Annotated in this window: 20 protein-coding genes and 2 pseudogenes; 13 read left to right on the top strand and 9 right to left on the bottom strand. The window is 68.8% G+C overall.

What is annotated here, in order from left to right; genetic code table 11:
- The first annotated feature begins 21 nt into the window (after nucleotides 1–21).
- Complete coding sequence (locus tag ACZ4SW_RS24730) at nucleotides 22–789, top strand: SDR family NAD(P)-dependent oxidoreductase (RefSeq protein WP_351481458.1); 768 nt, start codon at nucleotides 22–24, stop codon at nucleotides 787–789.
- Between the two features lie 54 nt (nucleotides 790–843).
- Here the strand turns inward: ACZ4SW_RS24730 and ACZ4SW_RS24725 are convergent, their stop codons facing one another.
- From ACZ4SW_RS24725 to ACZ4SW_RS24690, 8 genes and pseudogenes are all read right to left on the bottom strand, one after another.
- Complete coding sequence (locus ACZ4SW_RS24725) at nucleotides 844–2,415, bottom strand: carboxylesterase/lipase family protein (RefSeq protein ID WP_468249593.1); 1,572 nt, start codon at nucleotides 2,413–2,415, stop codon at nucleotides 844–846.
- A gap of 557 nt (nucleotides 2,416–2,972) precedes the next feature.
- Nucleotides 2,973–3,467 (bottom strand): annotated as a pseudogene (locus tag ACZ4SW_RS24720) (helix-turn-helix domain-containing protein); the annotation flags it as partial.
- Between the two features lie 376 nt (nucleotides 3,468–3,843).
- Nucleotides 3,844–4,341, bottom strand: coding sequence for a DUF6644 family protein (locus ACZ4SW_RS24715; protein ID WP_468249589.1), 498 nt, complete (start codon nucleotides 4,339–4,341; stop codon nucleotides 3,844–3,846).
- Nucleotides 4,338–5,060: a DUF6152 family protein gene (locus ACZ4SW_RS24710; protein WP_468249584.1), complete on the bottom strand. Its 723-nt coding sequence runs from the start codon at nucleotides 5,058–5,060 to the stop codon at nucleotides 4,338–4,340. Before ACZ4SW_RS24710 ends, ACZ4SW_RS24715 begins: the two co-directional genes overlap by 4 nt.
- A 306-nt stretch (nucleotides 5,061–5,366) precedes the next feature.
- The gene (locus ACZ4SW_RS24705; RefSeq protein ID WP_468249579.1) at nucleotides 5,367–5,675 is read right to left on the bottom strand and encodes a hypothetical protein; all 309 of its coding nucleotides are present in this window, start codon (nucleotides 5,673–5,675) and stop codon (nucleotides 5,367–5,369) included.
- A gap of 126 nt (nucleotides 5,676–5,801) precedes the next feature.
- The gene (locus ACZ4SW_RS24700; RefSeq protein ID WP_468249574.1) at nucleotides 5,802–5,933 is read right to left on the bottom strand and encodes a hypothetical protein; all 132 of its coding nucleotides are present in this window, start codon (nucleotides 5,931–5,933) and stop codon (nucleotides 5,802–5,804) included.
- 196 nt (nucleotides 5,934–6,129) lie between these two features.
- The gene (locus ACZ4SW_RS24695) at nucleotides 6,130–6,690 is read right to left on the bottom strand and encodes a GNAT family N-acetyltransferase (protein ID WP_468249570.1); all 561 of its coding nucleotides are present in this window, start codon (nucleotides 6,688–6,690) and stop codon (nucleotides 6,130–6,132) included.
- On the bottom strand, nucleotides 6,687–7,973 hold the full coding sequence (locus ACZ4SW_RS24690) for an XRE family transcriptional regulator (RefSeq protein ID WP_468249566.1): 1,287 nt from the start codon (nucleotides 7,971–7,973) through the stop codon (nucleotides 6,687–6,689). Before ACZ4SW_RS24690 ends, ACZ4SW_RS24695 begins: the two co-directional genes overlap by 4 nt.
- 242 nt (nucleotides 7,974–8,215) lie before the next feature.
- Here ACZ4SW_RS24690 and ACZ4SW_RS24685 point away from each other — a divergent pair, with 242 nt between their 5' ends.
- The 10 genes from ACZ4SW_RS24685 (at nucleotide 8,216) to ACZ4SW_RS24640 (ending at nucleotide 21,086) form a co-directional block, all read left to right on the top strand.
- Nucleotides 8,216–8,662 (top strand): ATP-binding protein, encoded by a 447-nt coding sequence (locus ACZ4SW_RS24685; RefSeq protein WP_468249562.1) that lies wholly within the window; start codon nucleotides 8,216–8,218, stop codon nucleotides 8,660–8,662.
- Between the two features lie 289 nt (nucleotides 8,663–8,951).
- Nucleotides 8,952–9,080, top strand: a complete 129-nt coding sequence (locus ACZ4SW_RS24680) for a hypothetical protein (protein WP_468249558.1) — start codon at nucleotides 8,952–8,954, stop codon at nucleotides 9,078–9,080.
- Between the two features lie 91 nt (nucleotides 9,081–9,171).
- Nucleotides 9,172–9,351, top strand: coding sequence for an FxLD family lanthipeptide (locus ACZ4SW_RS24675; protein ID WP_468249554.1), 180 nt, complete (start codon nucleotides 9,172–9,174; stop codon nucleotides 9,349–9,351).
- Between the two features lie 218 nt (nucleotides 9,352–9,569).
- Nucleotides 9,570–12,515, top strand: coding sequence for a lantibiotic dehydratase (locus ACZ4SW_RS24670; RefSeq protein WP_468249719.1), 2,946 nt, complete (start codon nucleotides 9,570–9,572; stop codon nucleotides 12,513–12,515).
- Nucleotides 12,512–13,780: a lanthionine synthetase C family protein gene (locus ACZ4SW_RS24665; protein WP_468249550.1), complete on the top strand. Its 1,269-nt coding sequence runs from the start codon at nucleotides 12,512–12,514 to the stop codon at nucleotides 13,778–13,780. Before ACZ4SW_RS24670 ends, ACZ4SW_RS24665 begins: the two co-directional genes overlap by 4 nt.
- A gap of 21 nt (nucleotides 13,781–13,801) precedes the next feature.
- Nucleotides 13,802–15,883: a methyltransferase, FxLD system gene (gene fxlM, locus ACZ4SW_RS24660; protein WP_468249545.1), complete on the top strand. Its 2,082-nt coding sequence runs from the start codon at nucleotides 13,802–13,804 to the stop codon at nucleotides 15,881–15,883.
- Between the two features lie 87 nt (nucleotides 15,884–15,970).
- Entirely contained in the window at nucleotides 15,971–17,107 is a 1,137-nt protein-coding gene (locus ACZ4SW_RS24655; protein WP_468249539.1) for a hypothetical protein, read from the top strand.
- A gap of 1,316 nt (nucleotides 17,108–18,423) precedes the next feature.
- Nucleotides 18,424–19,629: a tyrosine-type recombinase/integrase gene (locus tag ACZ4SW_RS24650; protein ID WP_468249533.1), complete on the top strand. Its 1,206-nt coding sequence runs from the start codon at nucleotides 18,424–18,426 to the stop codon at nucleotides 19,627–19,629.
- Between the two features lie 148 nt (nucleotides 19,630–19,777).
- The gene (locus tag ACZ4SW_RS24645; protein ID WP_468249713.1) at nucleotides 19,778–20,338 is read left to right on the top strand and encodes a nitroreductase family protein; all 561 of its coding nucleotides are present in this window, start codon (nucleotides 19,778–19,780) and stop codon (nucleotides 20,336–20,338) included.
- A 55-nt stretch (nucleotides 20,339–20,393) separates the two neighbouring features.
- Nucleotides 20,394–21,086, top strand: coding sequence for a maleylpyruvate isomerase family mycothiol-dependent enzyme (locus ACZ4SW_RS24640; RefSeq protein ID WP_468249530.1), 693 nt, complete (start codon nucleotides 20,394–20,396; stop codon nucleotides 21,084–21,086).
- A 62-nt stretch (nucleotides 21,087–21,148) separates the two neighbouring features.
- Here ACZ4SW_RS24640 and ACZ4SW_RS24635 read toward each other — a convergent pair.
- Nucleotides 21,149–22,076: pseudogene (locus ACZ4SW_RS24635) on the bottom strand (IS5 family transposase).
- A gap of 453 nt (nucleotides 22,077–22,529) precedes the next feature.
- Between ACZ4SW_RS24635 and pcaDC the strand changes: the two are divergent.
- Nucleotides 22,530–23,828, top strand: coding sequence for a bifunctional 3-oxoadipate enol-lactonase/4-carboxymuconolactone decarboxylase PcaDC (gene pcaDC, locus ACZ4SW_RS24630; RefSeq protein WP_468249526.1), 1,299 nt, complete (start codon nucleotides 22,530–22,532; stop codon nucleotides 23,826–23,828).
- A 60-nt stretch (nucleotides 23,829–23,888) separates the two neighbouring features.
- On the top strand, nucleotides 23,889–24,524 hold the full coding sequence (locus ACZ4SW_RS24625; protein ID WP_468249522.1) for an MBL fold metallo-hydrolase: 636 nt from the start codon (nucleotides 23,889–23,891) through the stop codon (nucleotides 24,522–24,524).
- The last annotated feature ends 11 nt before the right edge of the window (nucleotides 24,525–24,535 follow it).

Raw genomic sequence — 24,535 nt, 5'->3', positions numbered from 1 at the left:
CTCTCAACGGGAGAAACGCACGTGAACCCCACCTACGACTTCACCGGCCAGGTCGCCCTCGTCACCGGCGCCGGCTCCGGCATGGGCCTGGCGACCGCGCGGGCCTTCGCCGAGTCGGGGGCCGCCGTCGCCCTCACCGACATCGACGAAGCCGCCCTGAACGCGGCCGTCAAGGAACTCACCGACGCCGGTCACCGAGCACTCGCCCTCACCTGCGACGTCAGCGACGAGGACCAAGTGGCGGCCGCGGTCGACCGCACGGTGGAGACCTTCGGGCGCCTGGACTTCGCCTACAACAACGCCGGCATCCAGATCCCGGCCAGCGACGCCGCTGAGGAACCCGCCGAGCGGTTCGACCGGGTCAACGCCATCAATCTGCGCGGTGTGTGGGCCTGCATGAAACACGAGCTGCGGCACATGCGCGCCCAGGGCAGCGGCGCCATCGTCAACTGCTCCTCCCTCGGCGGCCTGGTGGGCCTTCCCGGCCGTGCCTCCTATCACGCCTCCAAGCACGGCGTGATCGGCCTGACCACCAGCGCGGCCCTGGAATACGCCCCGCGCGGCATCCGTATCAACGCCATCTGCCCCGGCACCATCGACACCCCGATGGTCAGCGACATGATCGCCAAGGGGGATCTCGACCGCGCCGAGGCCGAGGCCAACCAGCCCATCAACCGCCTCGGTACGGCCGAGGAGATCGCCCAGGCGGTCCTGTGGCTGTGCAGCCCAGGAGCGAGCTTCGTGGTAGGCGTCGCCCTCCCCGTCGACGGCGGCTACGTCGCCCGATGACGGTTTGGGGCCGCCGTCACGCAACCGATGGCGGCTCCCGCCCAGCGTCGGATATCAGCAGACGGCGAAGGGATCAACCCCGTCCCAAGCCTCGCGCCGCGCGTCGGCGAGCCGGTCGCGCACCAGACGCGGCTCCACGTCGAACGACAGGCACGCCCGGTCGCGAGGGGTGAAGGCCGGCCAGTGGGGCAGCGCCCGGGTCGCTGGCGTTCCGTGCTTGGCGAACGAGGCGAAGGAGTCCACCATCTTCGCGGACAGCGCCTCGGCAGTGGGGAGGTCGGCGGGCGCGGCGCCGCTGAAGTCGCCCTGGCCCCAGTTGCCGAAGGTGTACTGGACGTCGCTACCGTGCGTGGGCCCGAAGGGACCGGCCTGGGCGTAGTCGAAGGTGTACTGCCACACGTTGGCGCCGGCCCGGTGAGCGAACTCGGCCAGCCATACCGAGGGCATCACGACGAACCAGCCGCTGAGGATGTCGTTGAGGGTGACGTGCCCGGGCAGGGCGGTGTCGTCGTAGACCTTCTGGAGACGGTCCCAGTGCTCGCCGGTCGCCTGGCGGGCCAGGGTCTCGAAACGGGCGGAGAAGACAGGCGAGCCCATGAAGGGCTCGGCCTCCATGTTGCAGGTGCCGATCAGCAGGTCGACGTCGCCGCCCACGGCTCCCAGCGGGTGCTGCGGCAGCACCTGCCCGTCGATGACGTGGCCGTACGGCTCCAGCAGTTGCGGGTCGTTCGCGGCCTGCACCGAGGCGTCGAGCAGTTCCGCGGTCGACACCTTCGTCAGGCTCGACGCGTCCGCGAGCCCTAGGGAGTGCAGGACCGCTTCCCGGGTGGCGGAGGCGAACTCGGCGGTGTGGACGGGGCGGGGGCCGCCGCTCTGGATGATGGCGCGGTGGAACAGTCCGCGCGCCCGGGGGGTGCCGAGCAGCGCGCCGATGGACATGGCGCCTGCCGATTCGCCCATGACGGTGACAGCGCACGGGTCACCGCCGAAGGCGGCGATGTTGTCGCGGACCCAGCGCAGCGCGGCCATCTGGTCCAGCAGCCGCAGGTTCCCCGAACCGTAGCGGTCCGGCTGGTAGAGGCTGCCGAAGGCGCCCAGGCGGTAGTTGAAGGTGACGACGACACAGTCGCGCTGGGCGTAGTTCCCACCGTCGAAGGTCGGATCGTTGCCCGTCCCGGCGAGGAATCCGCCGCCGTGGATCCACACGATCACCGGCCGTTTCCCCTTGGTCGATGGCGACCAGACGTTGAGGTACAGACAGTCCTCGCTCTGGTTCGGGGTCTCCGGCAGGCCGGGCAGCAGCGGCACCTGCGGGGCGGCATGGCCATACGCGGACGCGTCCCGTACCCCGGTCCACGACGCCACCAGCTGCGGCGGGGCGTAGCGCCGGGCTCCGGTCGGCGGAGCGGCGTACGGCATGCCCTTCCAGACCAACACGCCGTCGCTGCGCTCGATGCCGCGTACCCTGCCCGAGCGCGTGCCGACGACGACCGGCCGGGTGCCGGCATCACTGCGGGGACTCGCCAGGGCGTCGGCGGGTGCGACGGCGCCTGTCCCGAGCGCCGCGCCGACGACGCCCGCGCCTGCGATTCCCAGAAACCCTCTACGTCCAAGATTCTGATTCAACGGGTACCCCTTCCCAGCTGAGACTGAGAGACGAAAGCCGATGCCGGCGGCACGACGAAGCGCGTCGACGACCGCATGATCGACGAGGCTTGCATGTCTGTCGCTAGAAAGGGAGGGAAGAATTCCTCCCTCTTTGGCCTGAATCTCAGGACAGTCTCGGGCAGAAGGTCCCGACAAAGGTGGCGGGCAATTCTTGATGTGGGGCCGGAGAGCAGGGACTCAGTGGCTGCTGTCCGTCCCACCATGCCCGGAAGTAGCGTGACCCGCATGTCTCAACATCACTGATGCGGCATCAGGTGCCGTGGAGGCGAAGGTCTGCGCGATCTGCCACTGGCGCCCGAAGTTGGTGAGGACGACGGGCCGGGAGACGCGGGAACCTGGCTCTGACCGGCCGGCTGCGGCCGCCAACATCGTACGGGGGCGGGTGGCGGAAGCCTGGAGGTGAGCGGAGCGGGAAGGCGACGCGTGAGGGCGGCCGCCCGGCAGGCCTGCGTCGGCGGGTGCTTGCCGCTCGTCGTAACGTCGGGCTCTCGTCAACCTTTCCCACTTCTGAAGTCAATGACGTAGTCGACGAACTGGATGGCGGTGCCCTGGTTGAGCGTCAGATAGATCTTCAACACCTGCAGCCGAGTGCAGTCGTCGATCGCCTTGAACTGGTAGTACTTGTCGCGGCCGCCACGTCGGCCTTCAGGCGTGGAGGCGAGAGGCTTGATGAACTTCACGTCGATCTGCATCCGGTGGCCGAGGAACTGCTTCTCGTACCGCTGCCGTCTGCGGTTGTGCCGCCTGTACCGCTGATGGGCCGGCAGGAGGCCCATGTCCAGGCGCCTGAGGATCCGCCACACGCCCGACTTGCTGATCGTGACGTCTCAATGGCATCGCGATCTTCTCCGGCCTGAAGCGGTGGTTCCGCCGGAGACAGATGAACCTTCCGACGACCTCGACGCGCATGCCGTTCGGGCTGCGCTTGGGCGCCCCGGAGCGACTGTGCAGCCCCTCGATGCCCTCGCCTGGTAGCGGCGGTACCAGATGCAGTACGCCTGCCGACCGATGACGCCAGGCGCCCCCTGGTGCCAACGGTGATCGTCAGTTTCAGACCGACAGCCGGGAGCGGTTCCAGGCGTAGCTGTCACCACGGCCCAGGCATCGATGACGGCCTGGGCCGTGGTCTGGTTGGCGAACGGACCGACATGGTCCAGGAATTCGCGTTACAGGGAGTTTTGGGACCTCGTTTCCTTCAGGTTCACGCGGCTTGGTGCACTTGCCGGTGAACTGCTTGCCGTTGCCAGTCAGCAGTTCCCGTGCCATTCCGTAGGCGAAGACGGCTTCGGTTAAGGCGGTGCACACCGCGCGGCCGGACGGTACGGCGACCATCTTGGCGGTCGCAATGAACCGAGAGTGGTTGTCGATCCCGGTGATATGACAGCGTCAGGTGTAGGCCAGGAGCCTCCCCGCGATCGTTACACCCGTCCAGGACGTAAGGGAGACGACTGCGGCGAGCCGGGCTGCGACAGGCGTCGGCTGGTCCATGTCCCAGTCGGCCACGCTTCGGTAGGTCCGCCGATGGAAGACCAGGATGTTCAGTCCCGCGAGCAGGATGAGGCCGAGCTTCCACGGGGCGCTGCCCCGGTCGGCGATGAGGCCGGCGCCGGGCACGAACATGGCCACGCCGGTGACCGCCGCGATCACGAAGCCGAGGCGGGACAAGCGGAGCAGGTGGTGAGCCGCAGTTGTCACCCGCATTGCCCCCCGCCCCAGTCCCAGCAGCCGGAGATCGAATGCCGCGGCCGGGCCGATGAGGAGGGCGATGCCGATGATGTGGACGCTTTCGAGGATCGGGTAGAGATAGTCCGTGCCACGGACGACCTCGGCGAACCAGCTGTCCTCCAGCCAGGAGAAGACACTGTCCATGATGCGCGCCGTCACGCCCGGGGCGAGCGTCGTCGCAGGTAGAGGGCTCCGCCTGCGATGGTGGCGACCAGTACACCACCGAGCGTGGCCCACACTGCGGTCGGGGACGTGCCGCCGGAGTCCGCTGCGGTCGACTGGGAGTCCTGATCGGCGTCGGGGGACGCCGCCGAGTCGCCCTCCGGATACGGGACGGACAGCGGCTTCGCCGGGAGTTCCTCATTGAGGACCTGGTTGACGGGCCTGCCTTCTTCGTACCAGAACACGACCGGGCGGAACTCGTCGGTGTGACTCCTGCCGACGTAACCGACGGCTTCGATCCGCTCGCCGTCCTCCAGCTCGCGGTCCAGGCCCCACATCCCTGTGTAGCTCGGCGGCGCGATGGTGACCGCCAGCTCGTCGTGGGACCCGCTGTAGGAGGGAGCGGCGTTGATCGGGCCGCTGTCGGGGGCGTCCCGCAGTCCCTCGGGCAGATCGAGCTCCGGGGTGTCGGCCGGGAGATCTCCGTCGACAGTCACGGTGAAGTAGGAGTGCGGCTCGCCCCAGCGGACCTGCGAGACGGTGCCCGAGATGTAGTAGAGGCGCTGGGTGTCGTAATCGTCGAACCCGTGATGCGCCTGCGCGGCACCCGCCGAGAAAATGATGAGTACCGCCGTGGAGGCCAGGGACGCTGCTGCCAGCCTGACGAGACGGGAGCTCTTGCGAGCCGCGGGTGCGGGGATCGGGTTGAAGCGCATACCGATTCGTTCCTTCGAGAGGGCTTGAGGTGGGCCGCAGCCAGTGAACCTCAACAAACGCCCGGTCAAGAAGGGTCAATTTTCTCCCAGGATCAGGGTGGTCGTGCCGATCAGGGGCTTCATGGTGAGGCTCTTCACCGGCGGATGCAGGAGACTGCCCGCGGTGGGGGCACGGTTTGTGTGCCCAGGGATCGGCTGGCGGTCGGATAAGGGGTGGGGTGCCGGGCAATGAGAGCTCTTCCGGTGCCCTGGCCAGCGCAAAGGGCCGAGGGATGGGTGAATCGGCGCATTGATTGGGCTGCCCGGTTATGACGTTGACTTGGCCAGGGACATGCAGGATGGGTAGCCCTTTGCCCGGAGCCAAGTGTCGACCGCCAGAGCCACGATGTCTCCGTGCGGTATTCCGGTGTCGGCGTTGTATCGGCGGATTCGGCGCTGGAGCTGGAGAGTTTCGGGGACGGCGTAGTTGAATTGTCCGCGTTTGGTGTGGCGGTTCCTGATGACGTCGAGAGTGTCCGGATGGGGCGTCAGGGCGTCATCGGTTGGTTGGAACTCGGCGTCGAGCGCGTCGGCGATTTCACGCAGTCGTCGGGCGTAGAGGGAGTGCTCAGGCACGCGAGCTGCTCCGGTCGGTCTGGCTAGGCGGATAGCTATCCGCCTATTGGGCCATTGGAATAGTCGGCACGGGGCGGCCGCCCCCACGCAATGGGGCGGCCGTCCCGTGCCGTGCGGTCGAGATGGTCAGAAGCCGCGAGCGGTGAGCCACTCGTCCAGCGCGACCGAGACGATGTCGCCGATGGGCAGGTGATCGAGCTCGTCCGCCCGCGCCAGCTGGTCGAGGTCAGGGCGACGAAGTCCCAGGTCATGCTGCACTCGACCGTCCCTGCTGTCAGCGGCGAGACCCTGCTGTCCATCCATCCGGGGGCGGTCAGCCGCGGCGTCCGCATCATTGAGGAGACGCACTGGGACGGCTTGCCCGCTGGCCAGGGGCGTCGCACCACGACCGGAGAGGCGTCACCGTCACCGCGTCGCGAACCACCTATGGGCAGCCAAGTCGGCCCGCTGCAAGTCAGTGGGCCGTCGGTGCTGTTCTGCGGCTTGCACGGATCATCACTGTGAGGACGGGCGAGGCCGCTGACGGCTGGCTCTGCCCAATGTCCTCATACCCCCACGACTTGTAGAGCGCGTGGACCTTTCCGTCCCCAGCGGCTGGGTTGACCATGAGGGTGACAAAGGGCTCGTCACGTGTGGCGAGGAGGGCGTCGTGGATACGCCGGGCGGTGCCGGTCTTCCGCCAGGCCGGCCGGACGCCGATCTCCTTCAAGGCTACGGCCGGACGCTCGGTGTACTTCTCCGCCGGCGTCGGGCTGGTGCGCTGCCAGTACCGGTCGCCGTGCTCGATCGTGTTGCCGTAGGCGTAGCCGACCGGATGCCCGTCCGCGTACGCGAGGACGGCCGTGAACCCCGGCTCCGTGCCGTGCCGGTCCAGGCGTTCACCGAACGCGGTGACCGCGTAGTTCGGCAGATGGAGAAGCGGGGCGCGCACTTCGGCGTACACGTCGAGGAGGTCGCCGCGGGCGGTGCCGAGGGTGGTGAAGGTGCGCAGTTCGATGGCGGGTGCCGTGGTCATGCGGCCATCCTCCAGGTGGCGGTGTGCTCGGTCCATGTCTGGACGGTGGTACTGCCCGGCGCAGTGGCCCGCAGCGCGGCCCCGAACTCCTGCAGCATGCGCGTGACCCGGGCGTGCTGGGTGGCGGCTTCGGCGGGGACCTTCATCGCGGTGGCCGTGGCGGCGTCGGGGGCGCCCTGGGCGAGCTGGGCGTGGGCGAGCCGGGTGGTGGTGATGGCCCGGGAGCGGATCATGTGGGGCCGGAGGGCGGCCAGGCATCGGTGGGCGTGGTACTCGGCGGTGGAGTAGTCGCCGAGTGCCAAGTGTGCTGACAGGGCTAGGGAGTCCAGTTCGGCCTGGTCGTAGAAGGCGAGCATCCACACCGGCCGGTAGTCGGCGGGGTCGGCGCGCAGTATGGCGTCCTGGGCCTGCTCGAAGGCGCGGCGGGTGCCGGTGCGGTCCTGGGCCGCGCCGTGGATGGCGCCTTGGCGGGCCAGGCCGAGGGAGGCGAACAGGGGGTCTCGGCGGGTGAGGTGCAGGTTGCGAGCGACATCGTTGGCGGCGAACGCGTCCGCCGGTCGGCCCATGTGACGGTACATGGTGCCCGCGTGGCTCCAGATGCGGAACTTGATCGCCTGATCGCCGGACATCTCGGCTAGGGCCTGGGCCTCACGCATGTGCGCCTTGGCGACGTCGTAGCGCCGGCCGTCGATGGCGGCCCACATCGCGGAGGATCGGAACGCCGCTGCGGAGGCGTAGAGGTTGCTGCGTACCCGTTGGCTGGCGCTGCCCGCGTTCTGGAGATTCAGGGCCTCGTCGGCGAGCGCGGCGGCCCGCTGCTCGATGCCGAGTTGGCCGCCGTGGCGGTGGTCGCTGGCGATGATCTCGGCGAAGCGCTTGTTGAGGCGGTTGACGTCGCTCATGCCGATGCGGCGCGGGGATGCGGTGCCGGGAGCGGCGGCTGCTGCGGCGGCAGCCGCCGCGATGCCGCCGACGAGGGTACGGCGCTTCATGTCGGGGTCCTCCTGCTGCGGTGGGGCTGGGCTGGACGGAGTCCGGCCCCGTGGCACGAACCCTAGAGCGATGGCCGGCAGGCCGCTGACGTCCTCAAGTGCCTTGCGGGTAGCCGATTTGGGCCATGTGACCCGGCCTGCTTTCCAGTCCCGGACCGATGAACCGTCGAGGCCGCCATGTCTCCCGGTCAGTTCCTCTAAGGCCTTGTTCACAGCGTCAGCAAGGCTGTTGGAGCTGTAGCCGTGTTCGGCCATCCACGCCTCAAGAACAGTGTTGCGCGTGGTGTCCATGTCCGCACGGTAGCGCTCGCGTCCCCTTTCCTGCCAGGTAAAGCGCAGGTCAAATCGCCCTAGGTTCTTCCGTCGTAACGACGGCTGATCGCCCTAATCACCTTCCACGGGAAGGGAGTTGTCTTGGTGTCGGTCGCCCGCCACGCCTCACCGTGCGGGCGGCTGTTGACGGCCCGGCCCGCCCCTGAGGTTCCCCCGTGGGGGTGGGCCGGGCGCCGAGACGACGCGAAGGCTCAACCCCAATGACGAGTCTCATTAAGCCGGTTCAGGCTGCCGCCACCGGTCACCCCGCCTACAGCCAGACCTTCCCGTGCGAGCCATCCACGGCCGAGATCGGCCGCAAGCTTGTCCGCGACGTCCTCTGTGTATGGGACCTCGACAACCTTGCCGATGTCGCCGCGCTGATCATCTCGGAGCTGATCGCGAACGCTGTCCGGCACACCCCGTGCGATTCGATCCGCCTGATCATTGGGCGGCCGAGCGCGACACGGGTGCGCGTTGGGGTGGTGGACCGGGCGCCATCGCGCAAGCCGGTGCTCGGGCCAGTCGGGGAAGACGACGAGTCAGGCCGTGGCCTGCTCCTGATCGACGGCATCGCCGACCGTTGGGGCTATGACCTGCACGGCCCGCACGAGCGCCCACGGTGCAAAGAGGTCTGGGCCGAACTCTTCATGAAAGGCGACGAGTGAAGCCGACCGTAGCGACCCCGCCCGTGCCGGACGTCGCCCGCCTCCGTCCCCGCCAGCAGATGGCCATGGAGTGCGCACGCTGTGCCCGGTCCTTGGGAGCGAGCGGTGAGGTCTTGGGCGATGTACGTCATCGGGACCTTCTGTTCCGGCTCTGGGTGTGCGGGCCCGCCTGCCGATCGCCCACCCCTGGACCGCGGACCGGAGCCGAGACATGACCCAGTGCCCCGACGTACAAGAGCACTGGGCCACCGGTGACTGCTGGCTCGGGTGCGAGCGCACCGGAGTGCCCGTGATTTGGCTCGGTCCACTGCAGTGGGACGGGCAGCACGCCCCGGTCCACGCCTGCAAGCCGTGCCTCGACCGGCTCAAGGCTCAGGCGCTCGCCTACTTCATGGAGCGGCGTCCGGCTGCCGTCTGACCCGACTCCCGCCTCCTGCCGTCTGGACTGTCCCGTATGGCCGGAGGCGGGCACCACCGCACAACACATTTCAACAATCAGAGGAGTTGGCATGACACGTCGCACCGTCGTACCGAGCAGCACTCATGTGAGGCAGCAGACCCCGAGGACGCCGGACAGTTTCGACCTGGACGTATCACTCGTCGAGGTCGCCGACCCCGCGGGTCTGGTCAACCTGACCGACGACAACTGCGGGTCCACCTGCGGCGCCTGCACCACCAACGTCGCCTGACCGAGGCTTCACGTGTCTCCGGGCTGGTGCCGCCGCGTGTGACGGCACCAGCCGCCCGTCCCTCACCTACGGAGGTAGTGGTGGCTGATCTGCGCCCAGTGTTCCGAACCGGCACGGCCGCTCTCGTGCGAGCCGTTGCCCGGCCGACACTGGCGTGTCCTCCGCTCCCGGACCTCGACGATCACTCTCCCAACGGGTCCGCCAGCTGTGTCGCCTGGCTGCGCGAGGTCTGGGCGCACGGCGACCTCGCCGAGGCCCTGGAACACGCCAGCCCGGTCTTGGCCGCGCAGGTACGGACCCTGTGCAGGGCCGAGGAGCCGTCAACGCGAGACGTCCGGAGTGCGGCACTGTCCGTGGCCCGCTACCTGCTGCGCTCCCAGCACCGGCCGACGCCGTTCGGGCTCTTCGCCGGTGTGACGGTTGCGGAATTCGGTCCGCAGGCGGGCGCACGCTGGGGTGTGGAGCACGTGGCCGTCGGCCATGCAGGCGCAGAGTGGTTGGCCGCCGTCGTCGAGAGGCTGGAGTCCTGCCCCGACCTCCTCGAACGGCTCCCGGTGGTCGTGAACAACACCGTGACGAGCCGCGGCGACCGGCTCATCGTGCCGTTTCATTCCGACGCCCAAAACGATCGGACCCGCGCGGTTGAAACGTCCTTGGCCTTGACCGAGCCCGTGCGCGCTGTCCTTGCCGCGGCGCGGGCGCCGCTCCGGGTAGGCGCGCTCGCGGACAAGTTTCGGGCGGAGTTCCCCGAGGCCAGGCTGGAGAAGGTGCGCCGGCTGCTGGTGGAGCTGATCCAGCGCCGTGTGCTGATCACGAGTCTGCACGCGCCCAGCACCGAGACCGACGCCCTCGGGTATCTGCTCGACCAGCTCGACACGATCAGTGCCGATACCCTCCCTCCGGTCGCAGCGAGCGTGCGCGAGCTGCGGGCGATCCGGACCGGTCTGGAAGAGTGCACTTCGGCGGTCGGGCGTGATGGCGTCGCAGCGCGGATGAGTGCTTTCGTGCCGGGCCTGCGCCGCCACCCCGTCGCGCTCGACCTGCGCCTGGACGCACAGCTTGTACTGCCGGACGCGGTCGCCCGCGAGATCGAGCGCGCGGCCGTCATCCTGACCCGCGTCAGCGCCCGCCCGTACGGCACCGCGGCGTGGGGCGCGTACCACCAGCGGTTCTACGAGCGGTACGGCATCGGCACGATGGTGCCGCTCCAGGAAGTCGTCGCGGACAGCGGTACTGGCTACCCCGAGGGCTACCCGGGTACGCCGCCCGGCGCCCGTCGGCCGCGCCTCTCCGCTCGGGATGACGCCTTGGTACAGCTGGCGCAGGCCGCCGCGCTCGACGGCCGTGACGAGGTGGTCCTCACCGACGAGCTGATCGACGCCCTGGACGCAGGGCCCGACGAACCCCGGGTGCCGTCGCACCTGGAGGTAGGGGTGCGGGTCCAGGCAGCCAGCGTGAGCGAGCTGCAGCAGGGGCGGTTCCGGCTGGAGGTCGTGAGCGTGTCTCGTGGCGTCGGCGTCTCCACAGGCCGGTTCCTCAGCGTCCTGGGCCCCGCCGACCGTGAGGTCCTGGCCGCCGAGCTGGCCGACCTTCCGACCGCCGACAGTAACACCGTGGCGGCGCAGCTCTCCTTTCCGCCGCTCCTGGCGGAGAGCGCCCACGTCGCGCGGGCCCCGCGAGTCCTGCCCACCGTGATCAGCTTCCAGGAACACCGAGCCACTGCCGACGATGTCCTCACCCCTGCGGACCTGGCGGTGGGATGCGACGGCCGCCGCATGTACCTGGCGGCCCCCGAACGCGGCCAGCGCATCGAGGCCGTCGGGATGCACGCGCTGAACCTCCATGCACACACTCCGCCGCTGGTGCGATTCCTCAGCGAGTTGTCCCGCGCCCAGTGCGCGCAGGTCACCGTGTTCGACTGGGGTGCCGCGGCGCCGATGCCGTTCCTGCCGCGCCTGCGGTACGGGCGCACGGTGCTCGCCCCGGCCCGCTGGCGGCTGGAGGCGCCCGAGCTGCCTGGCCGCGCACGCCCTCAGGCCGAATGGGACTCCGCCTTCACCGACTGGCGGGCCCGGCGGCGGCTACCTCGCCGGGTCTACCTCGTGGAGGACGACCGGCGCCTCTTCCTTGACCTCGACCAGGCCGGCCACCGGACGCTGCTTCGCCACCACCTCGACCGAGCGGGCCTGGCCCGGCTCGTCGAGGCGGCGAAACAGGGGGAGTTCGGTTGGTGCGACGGTCGCGCCCACGAGGTAGTGGTGCCGCTCAAGGCGATCCGGCCGCCGGCGTGGCCGGCGCTTCCTGCCCCCATGCCGGCTCGTACCCTCTCCCCAGCCCAGATGCAGACGCCGGCCGCTTCGTCGGTGTTGCTGGCCACCTTGTATGGAGACGCTCGCCGCCAGGACACCCTGCTCTCCCGCCACTTGCCAGATCTCCTCGAACGGCTCGGTGGCCCGCCCTGGTGGTTCATCCGTTTCCGCGACCCCGAGCAGCACCTGCGTCTGCGCATCGAGCTACCCACGCCGGAGGCGTTCGCCGAGACAGCCCGAACCGTGAGCGCGTGGGCCGACGAGCTGCGCGGCGCCGGTCTGGTGGCGGACTTGCGGTACCCCACCTCCTACCGGGAGATGGGCCGCTGGGGCTCCGGCGCTGCATGGGACGCGGCCGAGGAAGTGTTCCGGGCAGACTCGCGCGCCATCCTGGCCCAGCTCTCGCAGCCGCGGCGCCCACACGAGCGCACGCTGGTGGCCGCACACACTGTGTCGATCGCTTCCGCTTTCCTCGGCAGCACTCAAGCTGGGATGCGCTGGCTGATCGCCCACATCCCGCCCACAGCGCCCGTGCGTGTACCGCGCGCGCACTTCACCGATGCCGTACGTCTGTCCGACCCCGCCGACGACTGGGCGGCATTGCGCGCCGCCCCAGGAGGAGCGGCGATCGTGTCGGCGTGGGCCGATCGCGACGCGGCGCTCGCCGCCTACCGGCAGCACCTGCCAGGTCCCCACACGCAGGGCATCGCGCTCGATGACGTCCTGACCTCGCTGCTGCACGTCCATTTCGTACGGCACATCGCAGTGAACTTCCCCGAAGAAGAGGTCTGCCACTACCTCGCTCGCGCTGCAGCCCTGGCCTGGACCGCCCGCACCATGGGGAGGACACCGTGACCGCACAGGCCGCGCTGGACTTGGCCGATGCCATCGCCGATCAGCTCGCCGACCCCCACAGCGCACCTCTCGGGCCAGCGGCCTCTCATCGGCAGCACCTTGCCTACGGCTTGCCCGGCATTGCGCTGCTGCACATCGAGCGGGCCGCGGCCGGCCTGGGACCTTGGCGGCGCGCCCACGACTGGCTCGCTGCCGCGTCCCGCGAACCGTTCACCAGCGGCCCCGACAGCCACCCCTTCTATGGGGCGCCCGCCTTCGCGCACGCTCTGGCCTGCGCCGCCGATCACCTGCCTGGCGCCTACCAGCGCGCGCTTGACACCCTCGACCGACACATGGCTGACGACGTGAGCCGCCGCGTCGAAGCCGCACACCGGCGCATTGATGCCGGTCTCCTCCCAGCGCTCGCGGAGTTCGACACCATTCGCGGCCTGAGTGGTTACGGCTCCTACCTCCTGCGCCGCAACCCTGGCAGCGCCACCTTGCGTGCCGTACTCGACTACTGCGTATCCCTCACCGAACCGATCACCCACGACGGCGGGAACTTGCCCGGCTGGTGGACGGCCATGGGGCCCTCGGGCCGACTAGACGACCGTTTCCGAGGCGGACACGCCAACAACGGCATGGCACACGGTATCGGCGGCTTGCTTGCGCTGCTGGCGCTCGCCGCCAGACAGGGCACCTTCGTTGGCGGCCACGATGACGCACTGGGCCGGATTTTGGTGTGGCTGGACCGATGGCGACAGGACGCCGGCCGAGGCCCGGCGTGGCCGTATTGGGTCACCCGGGACGAGCTGCGGACCGGCCACCTGACCCCATCCGCGCCGCGGCGGCCGTCATGGTGCTACGGCACCGCTGGCCTCGCCCGCGCCCAGCAACTCGCCGCGCTCGCCCTCGGTGACACCCGCCGTCAGGTCGACGCCGAGAACGCGCTCGTGGCCGCGATCACCGACCCGTTTCAGCTCAAGGCCACGACGGACAACGCCCTGTGCCACGGCTTCGCCGGCCTCGCCCACGTCGCCGCCCGTGCGGCGGACGACGCCCACCCCTCTACCGTCGGACAGCTCCGCGCCACGATCCCGGCACTCTTGGCCGCAGTCCATCCGCCGGGCGCCGACCCGGCATACGCCGCCACGACGCTCATGCAGGACGGGGTGCGAGGTCCTGGCCTCCTCGACGGCGCGGCCGGTATCGCCCTGGCCGTCATCGCGCCCAGCACCACTGCACCGCCCCGCACCGCTTGGGACGCCTGCTTTCTCATCGCTTGATCCACTGACCCAAGGACCCTCATGTCCCTCGACCACTGGCAGCAGCACAACATCACCTTCATCGACCGCGAGAGCGCCCAGCGCGCCATCATCGAACGTCTCGGCCCCGCCCTGCTCACGGCCGAGACGAAGGGGCAGCTCGCCGGCTGGTGGTTCATGAACAAGCAGCCCTGGCCCCTGCGGTACCGCGCCGCCGAGCCCTCGCCGGTCATCGAGTCACTGCTGAGCGAACTCGTCAGCGACGGCGTGGCCACGTCGTGCCCCCCCAACATCTACGAGCCCGAGGTGGACGCCTTCGGCGGCCGGGAGGCCATGGACGCTGCCCACGACCTGTTCCACCGCGACTCCCACCACCTACTCATCTACCAGCCAAGCCAGGAGCATCTGGGGCGCAAGGAGACTGCCGTCCTGCTGGCGAGCGCCATGATGCGCGGCGCCGGACTCGACTGGTTCGAGCAGGGCGACGTATGGGCGAAGACCGCCGCCCTCCGTCCGGCCACCACCTCTCTACGGCCCGAACGATCCGCCCAACTGATCTCGTCCATGCAGAAGTTGATGACCGCCAACGCTCTCAGCCTCTGCCGCCCGGACGGTCCGCTGCACAGGCATGGCGAGTGGGTCACCGCCTTCGAACGGACCGGCGCCACGCTCGCCGACCTCGCAGGACGCGGCGCCCTCACCCGCGGCCTGCGAGCCGTCATCGCCCACCACGTGATCTTCCACGCCAACCGCGCCGGTCTTCTCCGGGACGACCAGAGCGCCCTGTCCCACATCGCACGAGAGGTAGTCATGGGAACGAGTGACCACACCGCATCGCCCACCGAGGCAACGGCCGACGCCGATAGCGTCAGCGCGGTGAACACCGACACGATCACGACCCCCACGGCGGACGCCGAGCGCCTCCGCAACGCCCTGGTCGACCAGCTCCGCGTGGACGGACACGCCCGCACGCCTGCCGTCGAGACCGCGTTGCGGACCGTGCCCCGCCACGTGTTCGTGCCCGGGGCGTCGCTCGAAGACGCCTACGCCAACGCACCGGTGCACATCAAGTACGACACCGACGGCACGTCCATCTCCTGCGCCTCCCAACCGGGCGTCGTCGCCCTCATGCTGGACCAGCTCGACGCCCAGCCCGGCGAACGCATCCTCGAACTCGGCGCCGGCACCGGCTACAACGCCGCTCTCCTCGCCCACCTGGTCGGGGAGAGCGGGCACGTGACCACCCTCGATGTCGACGACGACCTTGTGGAGGGCGCTCGCGCACACCTGGCCGCAGCCGGTTTCACCAACGCCGAGGCCGTGACCCGCGACGGGGCTCTCGGCTACGCCGAAGGAGCGCCGTACGACCGGATCATCGCCACCGTGGGCGCGCACGGCGTACCGCACGCCTGGATGCAACAGCTCGCCCCCGGCGGCCGGCTCCTCGTCCCCCAGCGCCTGAAGGGCACCGTCTCCCGGTCCATCGCCTACGAGCAGCGCGACGGCCGTTGGGTGTCTCTCGGCAGCGAGATGAACACCTTCATGCCGCTGCGGCGAGGCATCGCCGACGACGACCGCCGCGTCATCCCGCTCAGCGCCGACGGCACCGTCCGGCTTCAGACCCCTGCAGGGCAGAACATCGATGCCGATGCCCTCGCAGGCGTACTTGACCAGCCGCGCACCGAGGAGTGGACCGGCATGACGGTCCGCGCCATGGAGTCGCCGGAGTGGATGGAACTGTTCGTCACCTGTTCTCTTCCCTCCGGCCTCGTCCGGATGCTGTTCCCCCAGAACGCCAAGGGCACTCTGCTCACCGAGGACCCCTACCCCTCGTCGACAGCGGTCGTCGACAAGGGTGCTGTCACCTACCTCGCCCGGCGCCTGTCGGACAAGAGGACGCCCGAGGGCGGCAAACTCTGGGAGTTCGGCGTCATCGGCCACGGCCCCGGCAGCGACGAGCTTGCAGTGAAGGTCGCCGATGCCATCCGCACCTGGGACCGCGAATACCGCCGCCGTGAGGCCACGTTCGAGATCCAGCCCCTCGACGCCCCTGCCATCGAGCAGCGCCCCGGCCTCTTCGCTCTCGACAATCCACTGAACCGCATCGTCGTCGACTGGCAGTGACGCCCCACGCGTAGCGGACGGTGCCCGTCGGCGCACGGCTGACGGGCACCGTCGCCCCAGCAGTTCCCACTAACGCCCGAGGGACCCATGGACCCACACGGACCCACAGCCCAGCGCTTCCCACTCGTCGCCCGATTCCGGCCCGCCTGCCTGCCCCTGCCCACCCGGGTGCGCGGCCTGGCCGAACTTGCCGACACCGCGGTGAAGAAGACCGACCAGGGGCTCGCATCCGCCGTCTACAACCAGGCCGCGCTCATGGCCTCCGATCTCGGCCTGCCCCACCTGGCCCGCAAGATGTGTCACCAGCACGCCGCCGCCTACTTCCACGCTTGCCCCTTGCCCGGCATGAGTGCAATCCGGGGACTGGAACCGGTCGTCAACCTTGCCCGCCTTCAGATCCGCGCCGGCCACGCCGACGAGGGCCGCCAGCACCTACTCGACCTGTACAAGGCTGTCGAGGCAGGCACCGCTGCCCGGTTCGAGGGGGTCGTCGTACCGGCGGACCTCACTGCGACCGGCGAGGACCGCCACGAGGTCCGCGCGTGGCTGTGGCGCGTGCTTCTCGCTGATGGGACCCGCACCCTGACCACCAAGGGACGTTGGGCCGAGGCCAAAGCACATATCGAAGTTCACCACGGCGTGGGCAAACGGATGCTCGACGGGCGCCAAGTCGCCGTACTCGCCGCCCTCGTCGCGGGTGACACGACATGGGCCGCTGCCCTCCTCGCCGACACTGCGCCGGGCGACCCGTGGGAGCAAGCTGTCACGGACTGCCTCACGGTCCTGTGCCGCCGAGATGCCGGCCGGCTGGCCGACGGCCACCTGGGGGACTTGGTTACAGCCTACTCCGAGCGGAAGGCCGAACCCGGTATGACCGTCTTCGACATCCGGCTTGGCCTCACCATCCTCGACGCGATCGGTTCCGCCGAGGCGCCCGGCGCGCACCACATTGTCGAGCAACTGCACCGCAGGATGACGGAGGCCGAGGATGGCTACGCGGCCCGCGAGAATCTGCAGCACTCTCTGTTCACCGCGCTTGCCACGGAGCGGCAAGCGCACGACTGCCGCGCTCTGATTCGCGCCTGCGCCCTCGGAGCAGAGTCCATCCCGAACAAGCTGCACGGAGAACTGGCGTCGGCTTTGCGCGCCAGCGACAGCGTGATCCGGACGAGTCTCGCGTGGCCCTTCCACCCCGGACATGCACCTTCTATGAAGAGAGCCTGATGGCCGTCCTCTGGCGGCTCGTTGCGCGGCTGCGGCGGAGAGGTGCCTGTGGCCCAGCGTTTTGTGACCCTGCGAGCTCTCGCTTCCTCGGCTCGTGGCCTGGGCGCATGGCGCTCGCCAAAGCATCGGATGCCCCAGGTCAGTGCGCGGGCGGGGCTGCGGGCGTCGTCCAGGGTGCGTTGGCCGAGCGCATGATCGAGGCGGTAGCGGGTTGTGTCCTGCTTCCTCTGCCTCGGCGAGCGCGGTGGCGAGCGCGTCCCAGACCGAGTCGGCCAAGGAGGGGCCATTCTGCTGCTGTCTCCTGCTGGGCGTGCTAGCGGGTGCGGTGCCAGTGCATCGCGAACGCCACAGCGGTGAACCGGGGGTCCACGAGCATCACGAATCCAGCCCCGTCCCTGTCCTGAGGACGGTCGCGCCAGATCGCCTGGAGGCTGTGACGCAGGACGCGGGTGCCGCCGAGGTCGGCAGCGACGCGGGAGCGGGTGGCGAACTCGACGAGGGCAGCGGCCTGTTCGAGTTCGGCCGGTGCGTCAATCGGTAGTAGGTCCAGTGCGGAGCCGAGCGCGACCAGTTGTCTTTGGACCGTCGGTCGTCCCCGTGGGTGAGGTGGTGGGCCGGGCTGCGGCCGAGCTCGTGTCCGCTGCTTCCCGGTCGGCGGCGTGACCGAGGCCGTCCATACACACGCGGTCGGGCCCCGAGCAGGGAGCAAGCGTCGGCCGGAAACCTTCAGCTCACGGCAGACGGGAAAGAGCCCAAACGGACTGGAACCTCCTCCGGGATCATGTCAACGTACAACGAGCCGGGAAATGCCAGGTCAGCAAGGGATATGGGCCTCTGAGTCGAACCGGCACACGCCCGGCCGTCCCCAGGCCGCGATCCGCACCACTCGGTCTCGTGAACGAGCGCAGCCCTAAGGAGGTCCACCTGCAAATTCCCGCAATCCGATCTGCTCGTCTTCACCGCCCCCAATCCTCAAGGCGCTTGGCGCCTCGAGCGTCTCGTGGCCAGCAACCTCGACCGCCCCACGGCGACGGGCTTCTGGTGTATGTCACCGATGGCGTGGTCCCCGGCTCTCCGCTCGTACCGTCTGGCCACCTGACGGAGGCGAAGAAAGGTATGAGGGGCAGGCTCCCGTAGTGCAGCGCGATACATAGCAGACGATCCCCGGTTACCGAAACCGGGGATCGTGCGGAGCATTAATGGTGTTCGCACCCGGCTGTGCTTGGCGGTGGAGCCGTAGCGAATGGTGCCGCCAATTCGCCTACCCCGATCGGTAGACGCGGCGTTGTGAAGTCATGTCCGCCTGTTCGAGGAGTGTGAGTATTCTGTCCGATCCGATCAAGAAGCTTCCGCCGAACTCGAAGGGGAAGGTTCGATACCGGTTTGTTGTCGACGCCGGAATCGACCCCGAAACTGGGAAGCGTAAGCAGTTGAGGCGCACCTTTGACTCGTTGAAGGAAGCTCGGGCTGAGTATGCGAACATAACTAATCGGCGGCATGATGGGTCGCTGGTGCCGCCCAACAAGATCACTGTGAATGAGTGGCTCGACCGATGGCTGGACATGAAAGCGGAGGACCTCGAAGAAACCACCATCTACAACTACAGGGTCACCCTGGACCGAGTCCGAGGGAGGCTCGGCAATATCCGTCTCCAGGACCTTACTGAAGAACACGTGGAAGAGTGGAGGGACTGGGCGCTGACGCATGGCCGCGTACGTGGTAAAAGGGCCGGGATGCCACTCAGTGTCACGAGTGTGGATATGAGCCTCGCTCGGCTGAAGGACGCGCTGGGGAGAGCCGTTACCCGGCGGTTGGTGTACGTCAATGTCGCTACGCATGTGACAATTCCCCGGAGAGCGCGCAAAGAAGAGCGTAAGACTAAAGAGGAGGTGCCGCCCTGGAACGTCCAGGAGGTTCAGAAATTCATACATGGAATCAGGGGTGAGCGTCTTTATGCTGCGCTTCTTCTTTCGCTCATGGGGCTTCGTCCAGCTGAAGTCTGCGGCCTCCGGTGGGAAGACGTTGACTTGGAGAACGCCACGATCGTCATTGCCAACACGCGCACGATGATGGGCAACCGGTACGTGGTGGAGAAGGACACCAAGTCCCTTGCGGGTGAGCGTGATCTGCCGCTCCCGACGCTGGTGCTGGGAGCCCTCAAGGCCTTCCGGGCTCTCCAAGCCGAGGAGAGGCTCGCTCTGGGGGAGGCGTACACGGTGTCGGGCTATGTGCTGGCGCACGAGGCGGGCGACGCCTTTACGATCAAGCAACTTCGCCGACGCGCATACCGACTGATGGAGCTTCTCGGGCTCCGTCGCGTCAGGCTCTACGACGCACGCGCGTCGTGCTTCACCTTCCTGGCCAACAACGGCGTCCCGGACCACATCCTCGCGCGATGGGCCGGACATACGAACGTAAAGACGACCAAGCGGTGGTACGTCAAGCCGGATGTAGAAGATCTTCGTGGAGCCGCCACTACTTGGGATGGCCTGCACGGAGGTGTGGCGGAGGGGCAAGAGTGAGCCACGCGGACTAGGGTGCGTATCGAGTCGTGATCAATGTGTGAGCTTTCCCTAGTTGATCGTCGTTCTGGTAGATCGTCTGGCGTGGGCGGTGTTAGCGCTTGTATCGGCCGGAATACGCACTCACGGTCGCCGGTTGCAGCAGAACGTGCACCATCCTCAGGAGCCGTACAACGGCATACACCCACTGCTTGCCAGGCGCTTCAGCCCCTACCGGTTCGACCCGTCGGCGGTGGTCGACGACCATGCCCTCGGGCTGCTGCTGGAAGCCGCGCGGTGGGCACCGTCGGCAGGGAACTCTCAGCCGTGGGGCTTCTTCATTGGCAGGCCCGGTGAGCCGGAGCATGACCGGGTGCTCCCCTACCTTGCGCCGAGCTCGGCCTCCTGGGCGACGGATGCGGGCCTGCTCGTCGTCACGCTGACGCGCCGATACGTCGATGACACACAGCTGCTCTACTCCGAGTTTGCAGACTACGACCTCGGCCAAGCCATCGCCCACATGACTGTTCAGGCCCAGGCCATGGGACTCGCCGCGCACCAATTCCGGGCCTTCGACCTGGAAGGGCTCACCAAGGAGCTGGACCCGAACCCGGGCTGGGTGATCGTCTCCATGGTCGCGGTGGGCACAGCGGCTGACAGACCTTCAGAGGTCCGCGACCGGCGTAGCGTCGCGCACTTGCGCTCCGCTCCCTGGTCACCAGCGGAGTAGGCGACGGGTCGGGTCCGGGTCGCGATGTCAGCGGGCTGGGTTAGGTTCGCTGGTCATGGACTCGGAATCTCTGTTGCAGCACCTGAGTAACGAACTCGACGCGTTCCGCGCATGCCTCGATGGTGATCTGTCTGTACCCGTCGAGCACTGCGGCGAGTGGACGCTCCGCGACTTGGCCGAGCACCTGGGCAGCTCAAATCTGTGGGCGGCGGCCGCAGTCACCGAGCAGCACGGCAAGCACGAGGCCACCTCGGCTCCGCGTGATCCCGATGAGTTTCTGCGGTGGTTTGAGGAGAGTTCAGGGACTCTGCTCAAGGCCCTCGACACCGACCCGAGTGCGAGCGCCTGGACTTTCCATCCGCCGCACACGGTGGGTTTCTGGCAGCGGCGCCGTGCGCTGGAGGCGCTCATTCACCGCTGGGATGCCGAGAACGCACTGGGCAGTAGTCGACCGCTCGACCCGGTCCTGGCCGGAGAAGGCGTGGCCGAGGTCTTCGACACGATGGCACCAAGGCAGATAGCCCGGGGACGAGCTCAGCACCCGCAGCACGCCCTGCGTCTGCATGCGACGGACATCGGGACATCCTGGGTGCACGGCCCTGGCACTGCCGTGGCCACGCTCACGGCGACGGCGGAACAGCTGGTGCTGCTCCTGTGGGGTCGGATGCGCAGCGCGGATGCCGCCTTTAGCTGGTCCGGCGATCAGGAGGCGGGGCTGCGCATCCTGGCTGGCACGTTGACGCCCTGACACTGTTCAGGAGCGTAGCCAGAGGCGGATTGTGGCGATCTAGGACCTGTATCGGATCGTCATCATGCGGTCCGGGTGAGGTCCTTGATCCAGATCATGGAGGCGCGGAGGTGGAGTCCGGCTTGGTAGCTCTCGGGGGTCTTGTCGAAGCGGGTGGCGATGCCCCGCCACGCCTTGAGTTGGTTGATCAGGCGCTCGACGGTGTTGCGCTCCTTGTACAGCTCGGCGTCGTGGGTGACCGGGCGGCCGCCCCGGCTGCCCTTCTTCTTCCGGTTGGCGGCCTGGTCCTTCTTCTCCGGGATGATCGCCTTGATGCCGCGTTTGCGCAGGTGGGCGCGGTTGGCGCGGGAGGAGTAGGCCTTGTCGCCCGCCACCGCGTCGGGGCGCGTGCGCGGACGACCGACCGGGCCGCGGACCCGTACCTTGTCCAGTACGGGGATGAACTGCGGGCTGTCGGCTGCCTGCCCGGCGGTCAGGATGATCGCGAGCGGGCGGCAACGGCGGTCGGCTGCGAGGTGGACCTTGCTGGTCTGGCCGCCCCGCGAGCGCCCCAGTAGGGCGGCCTTCAGCCGGACTCGGTGCCAGCGCCGGATGCGTCTTCGCTCCTCGCGGCGAGGGTCGGCGTCCTGTCCGCTTTGTCCGTCCGGGTCACCCCCTTTTGCCGGGCCTTCTCCTGCTCGGCGGCGGCCTTCTCCAGGGCGGTCAGGACCTCGTCGTCCATGTGCATTCCGGCCGCGTCGTGGTGGGCACGGGCGGTGGTGGAATCCACGCTGACCAGCCGGCGTCGCGCCACTGCCTAAAGCGGTTGTGCACGGTCGACCAGGCGCCGAACTCGGCCGGCATCTCCCGCCACTGCGCTCCTGAGCGAAACTTCCAGATCACGCCCTCGAACTGCTGCCGCAGCCTGGTGGGATACGGGCCGTACTCACCAACCGGCAGATACGGCTCGACGTACTCCCACTCCTCGTCGCTCAGTTGCGCACGCGTCATGCGCTCCGGACTACCGGATCCGCCCCGCCGCGGAGGCGAAACCCACAGATTGATCACGACCCGATACAGGCCCTAATTGGCCGAGAACGACCTGCAAGCTGTATGGCCTGCAGGAGGTGGGGGAGGTGGCCTTCTACCAAGTGTTCACCGTGTGTGGTGTTCAAGTCGCTGTTGGGTGGGATTCCGGAAAGTTTCCAGGTGGGGCATTCCGAGCCTCGTCCGTGCCACCACACTCGATGCTGCAACCCGAACCGCCTGTGAGGCCGTGATCAAAGAGGAAAGCGTTGCTCGTAGCGACTGAAGGAGCGCACGCGCCCGCAGGGTCCGCTGCCGAACGGCCACGAGCACATGCCGGAGAACGAATACCTTGGGTTCTCGTGCCGGAGCGGGGCAAGGCACGCTCGGTCCGCCCCGGCGATGTGACATCTCGTGACAGATGAGAGGGTCTGACGGGTGAGCGAGACACCACCGAACACCCTGCAATACCGCTTTGACGGGCCAGAAGACGCACCGGTCCTGATCCTCGGGCCCTCACTGGGTACCACATGGCACATGTGGGACCGGCAGGTTCCGGAGCTTGCCAAGCAGTGGCGGGTCTTCCGCTTCGACCTGCCCGGCCACGGCGGGGCACCTGCTCATCCGGCGGGCTCCGTCACCGACCTCACCGCCCGGCTGCTCGCCACGCTCGACGCGCTCGGCGTGCAGCGCTTCGGCTACGCGGGCTGTGCCCTGGGCGGCGCGGTGGGGATCGAGCTGGCGTTGCGCCACCCCGAGCGCCTCGCCTCCCTCGTCCTGATCGCCGCCTCACCGCGCTTCGGCACGGCCGACGAGTTCCGCCAGCGGGGTGTGATCGTCCGGACGAACGGGCTGGATCCGATCGCCCGCACCTCCCCCGACCGCTGGTTCACCGGAGGGTTCGCCGCCGCGCAGCCCGCGATCACCGAGTGGGCCGTGCAGATGGTCCGCACCACCGACCCGGGCTGCTACATCTCGGCCTGCGAGGCGCTCGCCGCGTTCGACGTGCGGGCCGAACTCGGCCGGATCGGCGTGCCGACCCTGGTCCTGGTCGGCTCCGAGGACCAGGTCACCGGGCCCGCCGAGGCGCGCACCCTGGTCGCCGGGATCCCCGACGCCCGGCTCGCGGTCGTCCCCGGCGCCTCCCACCTGGTGCCCGTGGAGCAGCCCGCGGCGGTCACCGACCTGCTCGTCCACCACTTCGCGACCGCGTGGCAGCCCGCCTTCGACGCGACCACCGGTCAGATGACCGCGATCGCCACGCCCCCGGCGAAGCCGGCGCCGGTCGCGCCGCCGCCGGTGGTTCCCGTGGCCGAGATCGCCCCGGCCGCCGTCCCGCCCCAGCCCTCGGCCCGGCCCGACCCGTACGACACCGGGATCAAGATCCGCCGCGAGGTGCTCGGCGACGCGCACGTCGACCGGGTGCTGGCCTCCGCCGACGACTTCTCCGGGGACTTCCAGGAGTTCCTCACCCGCTACGCGTGGGGCGAGATCTGGGACCGGCCCGGCCTCGACCGCCGCACCCGGAGCTGTGTCACGCTCACCGCCCTGGTCGCGGGCGGCCACCTGGACGACCTCGCCGCCCACACCCGGGCGGCCCTGCGCAACGGCCTCACCCCGGCCGAGATCGCGGAGGTGCTGCTCCAGGCGGCGGTCTACTGCGGCCTGCCGGCCGCGAACAGCGCGTTCCGAGTGGCGCAGCAGGTGATCCGGGAGGAGACCACCCTGCAGGAGTGATCACCAGCCGGGTAGCAGGGCCACCACGCTGAGCAGGCCGGGCGGGGGCAGGATGGACCCATGAAGCTCACGAAGAAGTCGCACGCCTGCATCCGGCTCGAAAAGGACGGGCGCACGCTCGTCATCGACCCCGGGACCTTCAGCGAGGAGGACGCCGCGGTCGGCGCGGACGCCCTCCTGGTCACGCACGAGCACCTCGACCACTTCAACGAGGACCGGCTGCGGGCCGGCATGGAGGCCAACCCGGGCGCCGAGATCTGGACCCTGCGGTCGGTCGCCGAGCAGATCTCGGCGGCGTTCCCGGGCCGGGTGCACACCGTCGGCCACGGCGACACCTTCACCGCCGCGGGCTTCGACGTCCAGGTGCACGGCGAACTGCACGCCGTGATCCACCCGGACATCCCCCGGATCACGAACGTCGGCTATCTGATCGACGGCGGCAAGGTCTTCCACCCCGGCGACGCCCTCACTGTTCCCGACCACCCCGTCGAAACGCTGATGCTCCCGGTGATGGCGCCCTGGAACAAGATCGCCGAGGTGATCGACTACGTCCGCGAGGTCAAGCCGCAACGGGCGTACGACATCCACGACGCCCTGCTGACGGACCTCGCCCGCCCGATCTACGACAACCAGATCGGCGCCCTGGGCGGAGCCGAGCACCTGAGGCTGGCGCCGGGCGCGTCGGCGCGGGTCTGACGGCCGGCGGG

The organism is Streptomyces sp. NPDC028331, assembly GCF_055565775.1.
The sequence above is the reverse complement of the archived record's forward strand: the minus strand, read 5'-3'. Positions and strand labels throughout refer to the sequence as shown.